Below are 12,647 nucleotides of genomic sequence, written 5' to 3'. Positions count from 1 at the left end.
GAGGTGAGACTCTCAGACTGCGTCAGGGGTGCTGGGCACCGGTGGCGCAGACATACACGGAATATAGCGACCTAGTTGCCGTAATGAACAAGCGGTTGCGGCGCGGACCACCAAAGGTAAGGTTTGCAACTGTCTGCGGCACAAGGATTTTGCCGAGAAGCGTTCCATCAGGCGCAAAACAGTGGACTCCATCTCCAGCACTCGTCCAGACATTTCCCTCAGTGTCCAGACGAAAGCCGTCCGGCAACCCCTTGTCGATGGTTGCAAAAACACGGCCATTGGTCAGACGGCAGCCATCCATCACGTCAAAGACACGGATGTGTCTTGGCCATGTCTCGTCATGGCTCGAAGCCGAGTCAGCGATGTAGAGGAATTTTTCGCAGGGAGAGAACGCAAGGCCGTTAGGTTGGCCGAAATCATCTGCGACGATGGTGAGGTCTCCGCTTACAGGATCGAGACGAAACACGTTGCGGGTGGCAAGGTCGGGCTTCGCCTTATAGCCCTCATAATCCGACATGATGCCGTAGCTTGGATCGGTAAACCAGATGCTGCCATCCGACCTGACAACCACGTCGTTGGGAGAATTCAGCCGCTTGCCTTCAAAGCTTTCGGCCAGCACCGTGATGCGGCCATCCAGTTCGGTACGCGTTACGCGGCGCCCGCCATGTTCGCATGTGATCAAGCGGCCCTCTCGATCCCGTGTGTTGCCGTTGGCGAAGTTGGACGGTGTTCGAAAAATGGAAACGTCGCCGCCGGATGCGTAGCGCAGCAAACGCTGGTTCGGGATATCGCTGAAAATCACGCATTCCAGATCAGCGAACCAGACCGGCCCCTCGGCCCAGCGGCAACCGCTGTACAATTCTTCCAGAGCCGAACTCGGGACAATCAGGTGGCGGAAGCGTGGATCGTGGATTTCGTAAATCCCGGCGCGGGCGTTCGGCATGATGGTTTCCGGTAATTGTTGTTGTGATTTCATGCTGTTCAACGCGCCGATCCGGCGGGTCGGCTGGCAACAACGATGACACTGATGATGATGAGACCCGTCATGATCAACCGCACACCGGCACCGAACCCGTAAGTATTTAGCATCGACACGACCAGGAACATGAACAACGAGGCGCCCCAGATGCCGGGCACATTGGAGTTTCCGCCCGCCACCGCCGACCCGCCGATAACGACGACCGCAATCGACATAAGCAGATATTCCGCGCCCATGTTGAGTGCGGCACCGCCGGAAAAGCTGGCCAGAAGATAACCGCAGACGGAGGCAAGGACGGCACAAAGGACATAGGTGGCCAACCGGCAACCATCCACGGCAATTCCGGCCATGCGGGCTGCAAAGGCGTTCTGTCCGATGGCAGAAATCCAGCGCCCGAACATTGATCTGTCCAGCAGCCACCAGACACAAAGCGACATGAGAAGCGCAACGATGGCCGTGTTGGGCACCCCGAAACTTGTGCCTGTGCTGAAGGAGGCGAGCGCTTCAGGCGGTTTGACCCGCAGGCCGCGATTGTACCAGATGGCCGAGGACTGCACGAGAAAGCTCATCGACAGGGTGGCGATGATGGGCGGTATGCGCAGATATTTGATCAGGCCATAATTAAGAATGCCGATGACAAGGCCAATCGTAACAGAGACCAGAAGGCCGAGCAGGATCATGTTGTCCTGCCCATCCATGACCTTCAGCGCCACCGTTCCTGATAGCGTGATCGTTGCCGGAACGGAAAGATCGACATTACCCGGCCCGAGCGTAATGACTAGCATCTGCCCCAGACCGACGATAACGGAGAAAGCGGCGAAGGTAAGCGTGGCCTGCGAAAGGCTGGCCGTGCTGGCGCCGCCGGTAAAGAGAATGGTCACAAGCCACGTTGCGAGGGCGGCAACGAAGGACCACAGCCAGGGCTTTCGGGAAAGCTTCGCCAGGCGGTTCATAGCGTCTTCTCCTGCCGTCCGCGGCGATTGATGACAAGGCGCAAGGCCAGCACGATGATGAGGATGCCGCCCTGCGCGCCGATCTGCCAATCCGGCGAAATGCGCAGAAAGGACAGGAAGGACCCGGCGAGGGTAAGCGTTAGCGCGCCGATGACGGCACCAACCGGCGAGACCTTGCCACCAACGAATTCACCACCACCGAGGATGACGCCCGCAATCGACAGCAAGGTGTAGCGAAGGGCGATGTTGGCATCCGCCGATGTGGTCAGCCCCACAAGGGCCATGCCGGCAGCAACGGCGAAAAAGGCAGCGGTAGCATAGGCGGCACCTTTCAGCGCCAGCACGGACCAGCCCGCGCGGGCAACAGACCGGCTGTTGCCACCGACGCCGCGAAGCAGGACGCCGAATGTGCTGCGCATGATCAGCAGATGGGAGACGACAGCAATCACCACGCTGGCGACAATGGCCATGGGCACCATAGGCGGCTTTGAAATCAACACGGCGCGAAGCCATGCCGGGGCCTCGCCGCCAGGTGCTGGCAGGATCAGCACCGCGAGACCACCCCAGACGAAACTCATGCCGAGCGTGACGACAATCGAGGGCAGATCGCGCAGGGTGATGATAACGCCGAGAAGTGCATAGACCCCGACAGCGCAGGCCAGAATGAAGCAGGCAAAGACCGGTTGCTGCGGCATGTAGACCGCAGTCACGCAGGCGGTAAAGCTGACGAAGGTGCCCATGGACAGATCAAGATCGTTCACCGCCATGATGATCATCTGCGCGATGGTGGCCAGCGCGATCGGAACCGCCAGGTTGAACAGCAGATTAAGCCCGTTATAGCTCATGGCGCGCGGCTGCATGTAGAACACGGCACACAGCAGCACCAAAAGCGACAAGGCTGGAATGAGGATCGGCAGAAAATTGTTCAGCGGGTTTTTCATGCGGCCTCTCCCGCAAAGGAAGCGGCAAGGATATTGTCCTCGGTAATGCTGTCGCCCTCCAGTTCCGACACGATGACGCCATCGCGGAACACATAGACCCGGTCGCAGAGCCGTACCTCATCCATTTCCGTCGAGTACCAGATGAAGGTTCGCCCGGCAGCGGCCTCGCGGCGCAATGTGGCATAGACCTCCTGTTTGGTGCCGATATCGACACCGCGCATGGGATCGTCCATCAAAACGATGGCGGCATCGCCCGCCAGCGCGCGGGCAAACAGGACCTTCTGCTGATTGCCGCCCGACAGTGACAGGATGGGGTTGGTCATATCTGGTGTGCGAATGCCCATGCGCTGCTTCCAGTCCTCGCCATAGGCCGTTTCAGCGCTGCGGTTGACGGCCGCACGCCGGGAAAGGGCGGGGAGATTGCCGATAGTGAGGTTGCGCAGGATGCTCCAGAGCGGGAAGGTGCCGTTCAGCGCCCTGTCTCCCGCAACGAAGGCCATTGGTTTGCTGGCCGAGGGAAACCATTTGCTGCTGCTTTCGGCAAACAGGTCAAGCAGCGTCGCGGTCTGTCCGTGCCCGCCCAGACCGGCCAGGCCGATGATTTCGCCTTTGTGGGCGTGGAAGGGAATGGTGGAACCCGCGACGGCGGGAACGTCAATGACCTTTGTGGCGCTGACGTCGACGGAGGTAGCGTTGCGCGTGCTTTCCTTGACCACGCTGCCCATGGCCTCCACAAGGCTGCGGACGGTGAAATCCTGCGACGGCCGTGAGGTCACTACACGCCCATCCTTCATCACGACGATGCGGCTGGAGGTGGAGAGGATTTCGCCCAATATGTGGGAAATCAACAGCACCGCCCCGCCACTGCCGACAAAGCGGCGTACATGGGACATCAACTGCCCTGCAAGCTGGGCATCCAGCGACGATGTCGGCTCATCCAGAATGACGAGTTTCGGATCTTCGGTAACGCTGAGGAAATTGATGGCAATTTCCACCATCTGCCGTTCTGCGATGGAGAGCGAGCCGACGGTTGCGAGGCAATCGATACCGTGGCCGGGAAAGATATCGTTGAGCGAGGAACGGATAAGGGTTGCCGCCCGGCTGCGCCAACCAAGCCCTGAGAGCCCGCCATGCATCAGGCGGGTGTTCTCGACAACGGTGAGGTTGGGGCAAAGCGACAGTTCCTGAAACACGCAGCGTACGCCGTGCGCGCGGGCCGTGGCAATGCCACCGCCCTCATCTCCCTCATAGGCGATCTGGCCGTGATGCGGAGACAATCCACCATTGATGACATTGACGATAGTCGACTTGCCCGCACCATTATGGCCGACAAGCCCCACCGCTTCTCCGGGGCGAATTTCAAAATCGACGCCATCAAGCGCCTTGACCGCACCGAATTCGACGCGGACCTGGCGGACCGACACCACCGCCCCGGTTTCTGACATATCCGTCATTCCACGCTGCCGTCTCTTGTGTAAGGGATTTCAAGTCAATGATGCATCACCCGGCAAAGCGTGCCGGGTGAAACGTTCAACACCTGCCGTGCGGTGCCCGCCTACTTGGCGGAGGAAATGACGGCCTTGGCGTCTTCCAGCGAATATTCGACATTGGCCACGCCACCCTTCTGGGTCGTTGCAAGGCTCTTTTCGAGACTGGCCTGATCGATGCTGAGGAATGGTACTGTCAGATCCTTCTTGACCTCCTGGCCATCCAGAATCTGCTGCGCCACCCAGAAGGCGAGCGTCGAGACACCGGGCGCGATGGAAACCGACATGGTTTCATAGCCGCTGGCATCCTTCTGCTTCTTCCACCATTGCAACTCGTCTTCACGGTTGCCCATGATGATGGTTGGCGTCGGGCGCTTGGCGGCTTCAAAAGCCTGCGCCGCACCATAGCCATCGCCACCCTGGGTCACGACAGCCGCGATTTCCGGAAGGCTTGGCAGAAGGCCCGCGACGGCACGCTGCGCCACATCCTGTGCCCAGTCTCCATGCACGGAGCCGACGATCTTGAACTGCGGGAACTGCTTGACGCCCTCATGGATGCCGGCAGAAATCTCGTCATCGACAAAGACACCGGCCAGGCCGCGGATTTCCAGCAGATTGCCGCCCTTGGGCATTTTCTTGGAAAGATACTCGACCTGGCTGCGGCCCATTTCCTTGAAGTTGACGGCGATGCGCCATGCGCAGGGCTCGGTCACGATACCATCGAAGGACACGACCGTGATGCCAGCATCACAGGCTTCCTTGATGGCGCCGTTGAGCGCGGTCGGCGATGCCGCATTGACGACAATCGCATCATAGCCCTGCAGGATCATGTTCTGAATCTGCGCCGCCTGCTCGGTCGCCTGATTTTCGGCCGTGGTGAACGGATCGGCGGCCGCAACGACGCCGGACTTGACGGCGTCCTTGGTCACCTTGTCCCAGCTTGTCAGCATGGCCTGACGCCAGGAATTTCCGGCATAATTGTTCGACAGCGCAATCTTCTTGGCCGACGTTTCCGCAACAGCCGTAGATGCAACAGTGCTCAGCATGGCGGCAGCGGTCGCCGCTAGAATGAATTTCATGGTCATGTCTCTCTCCCTGGGTGCCAGTCCCGCCGGCTTCTTCCGGTGCCGCTCCTCAACGACGTCAGTTCCGGAAGTTTTTTCTCTGGAGCGTTCCTCCAGCGGCAATGATGATGCTCGAATTCCCAGATGCTGTACAGACACATCTGGGCCACGCAGCTGCGGGTTCTAGCAGATCAGTTGCGGTTTCCCGCAAGACATGGGACCTGTGATAAGGAATGAATAGAGACGATACGCAACGTCCGGGAGGGGTGGCGCGTATCCGGGAGGAGACCATGATTGAGGACGCTGCGGCTTCTTCGTTTCGCCAGTACCTGACCATTGCCAGGCTGCTGGCAGGGCAGCTGGATTTCCAGTCGGCCATTCGTACCGTTGCGCAGGAAATCGCGCAGATCATTCCGCACGACCACATGGATGTCTGCATCATCGCGCCGGGCAGCACCTTTCACACAGCCTATGAAAGCGGGCTGGAAACCGACTGGAGCAAAAGACCGCCAGCGCTGATCGAAAACAGTCCGTTGCGGGCGCTGCTCGAAGGCCAGACGGACAGTTTCATTACCGCCGATGCATCGCTCGATCCACGGTTTCATTTCGAGGGCTCGTTCTGCGATCCGATCCACGAACACGGTCTCAAGAGCCGCCTGCATGTTGCCTTGAAAGTCCATGGCGAAACCATCGGCGCGTTGTCCTTCTCCAGCCTGACGGTCGATCATTACGGGCCGCGCGATCTTGCCCGCGCGCAATCCATCGGCGATCTTCTGGCCCCCTATTTCTATGCCATCAGGGCTGCCGAGCAGGCCAAGCAATCGGCCATTGTGGAGGCCGCAGCCCGTGTGCGCGAGGAGGCGCTGCGGCAGGGCGCGGCGCGCCTGACTGAACTTCTGGAGGCGGAGCGACAGCGGATCGGCATGGATCTGCATGACCAGACGCTTGGCGATCTGACCCGCTTTGCCAAACGTCTGGAACGGCTCAGCCTTCTGCCATCCGTGCCCGGTCAGGATCTGAAGCCGCTATTTCGCAGCCTGCAACAATCAATGCAGGATCTGCGTCAGATCATCGAACAGGCTCGACCTTCGGTCCTGCAGCTTTTCGGCCTTGTCGATGCCATCGAAAACCATCTCGAACGGTCGACCCGTGACAGCGGCCTGTCCATGACCTGGGGCCTGAAGGACGGCTCCGACGGCGAGAGCGGCAGGCTGCCGGCCAATGTCGCCATTGCGCTTTTCCGCATCGCTCAGGAAGCCATCAACAACGCCATCCGCCACTCCCAGGCGGACCACATAGCGGTTGCCCTGACGCGTAACGACGACGCGCTGACGCTGGCCATATCCGACAACGGCATTGGCATCGGCGGTGGCAAGACCGAGACGAACATTGGCAGCGGACTTGAGAACATGCGTGTGCGCGCACGGCTGATAGGAGCGCGCTTTTTCTGTGGTGGCAGGAATGGAAAAACCTATGTGCGTGTGACGCTGCCGATTGCGCAGGAGGAGAAAACCCCATGAAGGTTCTCATCGTGGAGGACGATCCGCTTCATCGTTCCTATCTCAACGAAGCGGTCAGAGCAGCGCTGCCGGAATGCGACCTCGTTCTGGAAGCTGGCGACGGGACGGCGGGCGAAAAGCTCGCCCGTGACCACCATTTCGAGTGGATCGTCATGGACCTGCAGATGAGCCCTCGAAACGGCATAGAGGCCGCACGGACAATCTGGCGCGAGCGCCCGCAGACGCGCATTCTTTTCTGGTCCAATTATGCCGACGAGGCCAATGTGCGCGGCATTGCACGCATCGTGCCCGATAATGCCGCCTATGGATATGTGTTGAAATCGGCCTCCGACGAGAGGCTTCGCCTGGCGTTGCGATCCATCTTCATCGAGGCGCAATGTGTCATCGACAGCGAAATACGAGGTATGCAGCAAAAGAGCCTTGGCCATCTGCAGGGTTTCAGCGAAACCGAATATGAAGTGCTGATCGACATCGCACTCGGACTGACCGACCGCATCATCGCGCGACGCCGCAACCTTTCACTCAGGAGCGTGCAGAACCGCCTGCAGCAAATCTACGAAAAGCTCGGTGTCTATGAGCGGTCGGAAGCGGGCAAGGAACCGCGCTACAATTTCAGATCGCGCGCCGTGACCGAGGCAATGCTGCGCAAACTGCTCAATCAGGTCACCCTGGAACGTGCCGAACTTGATCTGCAGGACTGGCTGCGACGGCACGCTTGAAGGCGCGGAACCTTACTCATCCACCGCATCACTGCGCTTGAAGGAAATCGTCACGGTCATTCCCTTGCCCGGCTCAGACTCCACTGTGATCTCGGCATTGGCGTTTCGTTTGACCGATTCCACGATCATGGCGCTGAGCTTGCCGCGTCTTGGCCAATCCGACGCTTCGGCAAGACCTATGCCGTCGTCGGTAACAAGAATCTTGCAGCCAGTATCGTCCACAACACAGCGAACGGCGATCAAACCGCTGTCGCGCCCGACAAAAGCGTGTTTCAGGGCATTTGTCATGAGTTCGTTGATCACGAGGCCAACCGGCATGGCGACGTTGACCGAGACCGGCCAGGTATCGATCTTGAGATCGAGACGAATACCCTCGACGGCATGGGCCGCCATGACCGAAGACGCAATCTGGCTCACATAAATGCCGAGATCGACTGTCTCTGTTTCCTGGCCGCTATAGAGGGACCGATAAAGGATAGAGAGCGCATCGATCCGTCCTGCCAACCGGCCGAACTGAATGCTTTCTTCCTTGCCCTGTGCGTTGCGGGCTTCCATGCGGATGAGCGCCGTGATCATCTGGAGATTGTTCTTCACCCGATGCTGCAGCTCTTTGAGGAGAACATCCTTTTCCGCGAGGCTTTCACTGAGCGCTGCCGTGACATCGGATCTTTCGCGCGAGGACATGGCCAGAAGGCGAAACAGCGGCTCTTCGGATTCATCGACGATCGTATTGGACCAGGCATCCACGACGAGGGTTGCCTCATCGGTCTGAATGGTGAAAGCGCCGAGATATTCCTCGTTCTCCAAAAGTGCAGCGGCCAGTTCCGGACCATCGGCAAGCGGGGTGCCCACAGGCAGCACCGACCATGGCTGGCCCTGCAGCTGCTCCGAAGGCAATGCCGTCAACCGCTCGAATTCGAGATTTCCATAGACGATCTGCTCACTGTCGCCAAATTCGGCTACAGCAACCGCAAAGGGGACATGGTCGAGAAATTGCCGAAAACGATCATCATCCAACGCGGCTGCAAGATTGGGAAGATCGGCGATATTGGCAGGGCTTGGCTGGTCTTTTGAAATGTCATTCATCTGTGAAAATGCTTTCCTGATCAGCCCTCCATAGCACGCCGCAAGCCCGACACACACTGGTTTTTTTGGGACCGGAACCGCAAGAGCGAAAGCACCGATTCATCAGGTCGCAACCGGCAACTGAAAGATGTGGCAGAGCACTTGAAACCGCAGGACCGCGTCCTCACTTTCCAAGAAAGCAGCCAGCCCGATACCTGCCACAGTTGTGAAAGATACTTGAGAAATGTCAAATTTGTGGTTTGCGAACACAGCGCTCGCAACAATCCATTTCATCGTTTAGTTATATACAATATGCGTCCGTTATCTCCAGTATCGGGCTCTAGCCTTAAGCGTTAATCCAGGAAGAAATATGCGAGATATCTTGAGTAAAGCAACCACCGGCGTCGAAGGGCTCGATGATATCCTGTCGGGCGGGCTGTCCCGCCGCCATGTCTTTCTGCTAGAGGGCTCTCCTGGAACTGGCAAGACGACGGTCTCTCTTCAGTTTTTGATCGAAGGTGCGATGCGGGGCGAAAAGTGCCTCTACATCAGCCTTTCGGAGTCGGAAGAGGAGCTGCGCGACAGCGCCGCGTCCCACAATATGGTTCTCAATGAGAACATCGAAATCTTCGAGCTGGTGCCGCCGGAAAGCCTTCTGGACAGCGACCAGCAACAAAGCCTTCTCTACTCCTCCGATCTTGAACTGGGGGAAACCACCAAGCTCATCTTCAGTGCATTCGAACGGGTGAAGCCCGACCGCGTCGTGATAGACAGCCTTTCGGAAATCCGGCTGCTGGCCCAGAGCTCGCTGCGCTATCGCCGTCAGATCCTCGCCCTGAAGCATTATTTTTCGAGATCCGGGGCTACCGTCCTCCTGCTGGACGATCTGACAGCCGATGTGCTCGACAAGACGGTCCACAGCGTCGTCCACGGCGTTATCCATCTGGAGGAACTTTCGCCCAATTATGGCTCAGAGCGCCGCAGGGTTCGCATTCTCAAATACCGTGGACAGGCTTATCGTGGCGGTTACCATGACTTCGTCATTCGCACGGGCGGCGTTGCGGTCTTCCCGAGATTGAGGGCGATTGAACACAAGACATCCTTCAAGCGCGATATTTTAAGCACCGGTATCGAAAGACTGGACGGGCTCTTAGGCGGAGGCATCAATCGCGGATCCAGCACGCTGTTGATCGGCCCGGCAGGCACCGGCAAGAGCATTTTTGGCTTTCAGTTCATCGATGCCGCCATCAAGCGCGGCGAGAAGGCAGCCGTCTTCGTTTTCGACGAAGAACTTGGCCTTCTTTTCGACCGTATGCGCGAGATCGGCATCGATCTGCAGAAACTGCGCGACGAGGGCTTGCTCCACATCGAACAGCTTGACGCCGCCGAGTTGTCGCCGGGCGAATTTGCGCAGCGTGTACGCGAAAGAGTTGCGACCTACGATGCGAAATCCGTGCTGATCGACAGCGTCAATGGCTACCAGGCATCCATGCCGGAAGAAAACGCTTTGATCCTCCATATGCACGAATTGCTGCAATTCCTGAACCGCCAGGGGGCCAATACCTTCCTGACAGTTGCCCAGCATGGACTGGTCGGCGACATGAAATCGCCTGTCGACGTCACCTACCTGGCCGACACGGTGATTCTGCTGCGCTATTTCGAAGCGGCCGGACGGGTCAGACGCGCCGTCTCCGTGATCAAGAAGCGCACCGGGCACCACGAGGACACCATTCGCGAATACAAGATCGACGATCGCGGCCTGACGCTCGGAGAACCCGTTTCCGGCTTTCAGGGCGTGCTGCGCGGTGTGCCGGTGTTGACAGAGCCACCTGGACTTGCGCTCTCGGACAGGAGTTCGGAAAATTTTTGAACCCGGACATCAGGCTATCGTCTACGCGCCCACCGGCCGGGATTACCAGATCGCCGCGGCCCTTCTGAAAGAAGCGCAGATAGCATCCAGACCTGTTGAAACGCTCGCCGAGATGGTCGGGAGCCTCAACGACGACGTTGCCTTCGTCGTCGTGATGGAGGAAACCTTGCGTTCAGCCGATCTGCGCTCGCTTTCGGGATGGGTCAGTGCGCAGGCCGCATGGTCGGACCTCCCCTTTATCGTGCTCACCCATCGCGGCGGCGGCCCGGAGCGCAATCCGGCGGCACTGCGCCTGTCGGAAATCCTGGGAAATGTGAGCTTCGTGGAGCGACCATTCCACGCGACGACCTTCATCAGCGCGTCGCGCACGGCTTATCGAAACCGTCTGCGGCAGTTCGATGCGCGCCTGCAGATCGAGGCTCTGGCCGACGGGGAACGATGGTTGCAGACAGCATTGAACGCTGGTCGTCTGGGCTCCTGGGAGCTCGAGCTTGCTTCGAAGACCTTGATCTGTTCGGCACGGTGCAAAGCAATATTCGGTTATGAATCTGACGATCGTTTCGACTACGATCTGCTTATTGCCGGTGTCCACCCCGATGACCGGGCGCGAATGCAGGCGGCCATTCAGGACACGATCGACAGCGGCCGGGAATGTGCGATTGAACACCGGATCGTCTGGAAAGACGGGTCATTGCACTGGGCCGCAATCAACGCCAAGCTCTATCGCGACAGACAGGGCGTCGCGGTCAAGATGGTAGGCGTTTGTGCTGACATTACGGAACGGATGGAGGTGCTGGAGAAACAGCGCCTGATCAACGAGACGCTGGAGCTGAGGGTTGCCGAGCGAACGGCGGAATTGCTGAAGGCCCATGAAACCATGATGGCGGAAATGGAACATCGCCAGCGCGCCGAAGAACAGCTTCGCCAAGCATTGAAGATGGAAGCAATCGGCCAGTTGACCGGGGGTGTCGCGCATGATTTCAACAATCTGCTGATGGCGGTCATGGGCAACCTGGAACTCTTGGCCAAACATGCCGCGGGCGATGACAGGGCAATGCGGCTGATTGACGGGGCGCTGAAAGGCGCCAAGCGCGGTGCATCGCTGACCCAGCGTCTTCTGGCCTTTGCCCGGCGTCAGGACCTGCAGGTCAAGCCGGTGGACATGCCAAGACTTGTGGAGGGTATGGAAGATCTGCTGCGGCGGTCCGTGGGCTCCGGACTGGTGCTGGATTGGTCGTTGGAGGCCGATATGCCCCTGGCACTTGGCGATGCAAACCAGATCGAACTGGCGCTCCTCAATCTTGTCGTCAATGCCCGCGACGCAACGCCGGATGGTGGCACGATTTCCATTGGGCTGCGAAAGGACAGCAATGCGCGTGCCACGCCAGAGCTTGCCGCAGGCGACTATGTCGTGCTGTCGGTTTCAGACACGGGTGTCGGCATGGACCCGGAAACGCTGAGAAAGGCAATAGATCCGTTTTTCTCGACCAAGGAATTGGGCAAGGGCACCGGCCTTGGCCTGTCGATGATCCACGGACTTGCTCTCCAGCTGAAAGGCGCGCTGGTTCTGCGCAGCGTGAAAGGCGACGGCACGACCGCTGAACTCTGGATCCCGATCAGTGACAAAATGCCGGAGCAGTCTCACGTGGTGGCTGCAGCGCCGCTCCCTGACAATTCCGGCGACAAGCGCCTGAAAATCCTGATGGTCGATGACGATGCGCTGATTGCGATGAGTTCCGTCGACATGCTGGAAGATCTCGGACACGATGTGATCGAGGCGAATTCCGGTATGCAGGCGCTCGATATTCTGTCGCAGGACCCGACATTCGACCTGCTGGTCACCGATTTTTCCATGCCCGGAATGAATGGCGCCGAGCTGTCGCGAAAGGCGCGGGAGTTGCTGCCCGGCTTGCCGATTCTGATCGCCACCGGTTATGCCGACTTGCCCGAAGGCACCGATCTTGAGATCACCCGGCTGGGCAAGCCATACACGCAGGATCAACTTGCCAGCGAAATCGCCAAGGTGTTGAGCTCCAACACCGTGTAAAC

General features: G+C 58.8%; 10 protein-coding genes. 4 read left to right on the top strand and 6 right to left on the bottom strand.

Annotation, left to right across the window (positions count from 1 at the left end):
* Positions 1-22 precede the first annotated feature (22 nt).
* From QRN85_RS06600 to QRN85_RS06580, 5 genes are all read right to left on the bottom strand, one after another.
* A complete protein-coding gene (locus QRN85_RS06600; protein ID WP_284756708.1) occupies positions 23-943 on the bottom strand; it encodes an SMP-30/gluconolactonase/LRE family protein in 921 nt (306 codons plus the stop codon).
* 38 nt (positions 944-981) lie between these two features.
* Positions 982-1,932, bottom strand: coding sequence for an ABC transporter permease (locus QRN85_RS06595; protein WP_284756710.1), 951 nt, complete (start codon positions 1,930-1,932; stop codon positions 982-984).
* Positions 1,929-2,873, bottom strand: coding sequence for an ABC transporter permease (locus QRN85_RS06590; RefSeq protein ID WP_284756711.1), 945 nt, complete (start codon positions 2,871-2,873; stop codon positions 1,929-1,931). The genes QRN85_RS06595 and QRN85_RS06590 overlap by 4 nt, the downstream gene beginning before the upstream one ends.
* On the bottom strand, positions 2,870-4,327 hold the full coding sequence (locus QRN85_RS06585; protein WP_284756713.1) for an ATP-binding cassette domain-containing protein: 1,458 nt from the start codon (positions 4,325-4,327) through the stop codon (positions 2,870-2,872). Before QRN85_RS06585 ends, QRN85_RS06590 begins: the two co-directional genes overlap by 4 nt.
* 101 nt (positions 4,328-4,428) lie before the next feature.
* Positions 4,429-5,439: an ABC transporter substrate-binding protein gene (locus tag QRN85_RS06580; RefSeq protein WP_502870751.1), complete on the bottom strand. Its 1,011-nt coding sequence runs from the start codon at positions 5,437-5,439 to the stop codon at positions 4,429-4,431.
* A 275-nt stretch (positions 5,440-5,714) separates the two neighbouring features.
* Here QRN85_RS06580 and QRN85_RS06575 point away from each other — a divergent pair, with 275 nt between their 5' ends.
* Both QRN85_RS06575 and QRN85_RS06570 read left to right on the top strand, forming a co-directional pair.
* Complete coding sequence (locus QRN85_RS06575) at positions 5,715-6,944, top strand: GAF domain-containing sensor histidine kinase (RefSeq protein ID WP_284756717.1); 1,230 nt, start codon at positions 5,715-5,717, stop codon at positions 6,942-6,944.
* Complete coding sequence (locus tag QRN85_RS06570) at positions 6,941-7,663, top strand: response regulator transcription factor (protein WP_062588961.1); 723 nt, start codon at positions 6,941-6,943, stop codon at positions 7,661-7,663. Before QRN85_RS06575 ends, QRN85_RS06570 begins: the two co-directional genes overlap by 4 nt.
* Positions 7,664-7,675: 12 nt before the next feature.
* Here QRN85_RS06570 and QRN85_RS06565 read toward each other — a convergent pair whose 3' ends face one another.
* Entirely contained in the window at positions 7,676-8,749 is a 1,074-nt protein-coding gene (locus QRN85_RS06565) for a sensor histidine kinase (RefSeq protein ID WP_062588962.1), read from the bottom strand.
* 349 nt (positions 8,750-9,098) lie between these two features.
* On the opposite strand from QRN85_RS06565, the gene QRN85_RS06560 reads away from it, so the two are divergent.
* On the top strand, positions 9,099-10,598 hold the full coding sequence (locus QRN85_RS06560; protein WP_284756721.1) for an ATPase domain-containing protein: 1,500 nt from the start codon (positions 9,099-9,101) through the stop codon (positions 10,596-10,598).
* Complete coding sequence (locus tag QRN85_RS06555; protein ID WP_284756723.1) at positions 10,564-12,645, top strand: ATP-binding protein; 2,082 nt, start codon at positions 10,564-10,566, stop codon at positions 12,643-12,645. Before QRN85_RS06560 ends, QRN85_RS06555 begins: the two co-directional genes overlap by 35 nt.
* Positions 12,646-12,647: the final 2 nt, after the last annotated feature.

The organism is Agrobacterium sp. fls2-241-TYG-188a (genome assembly GCF_030209845.1).
The sequence above is the reverse complement of the archived record's forward strand: the minus strand, read 5'-3'. Positions and strand labels throughout refer to the sequence as shown.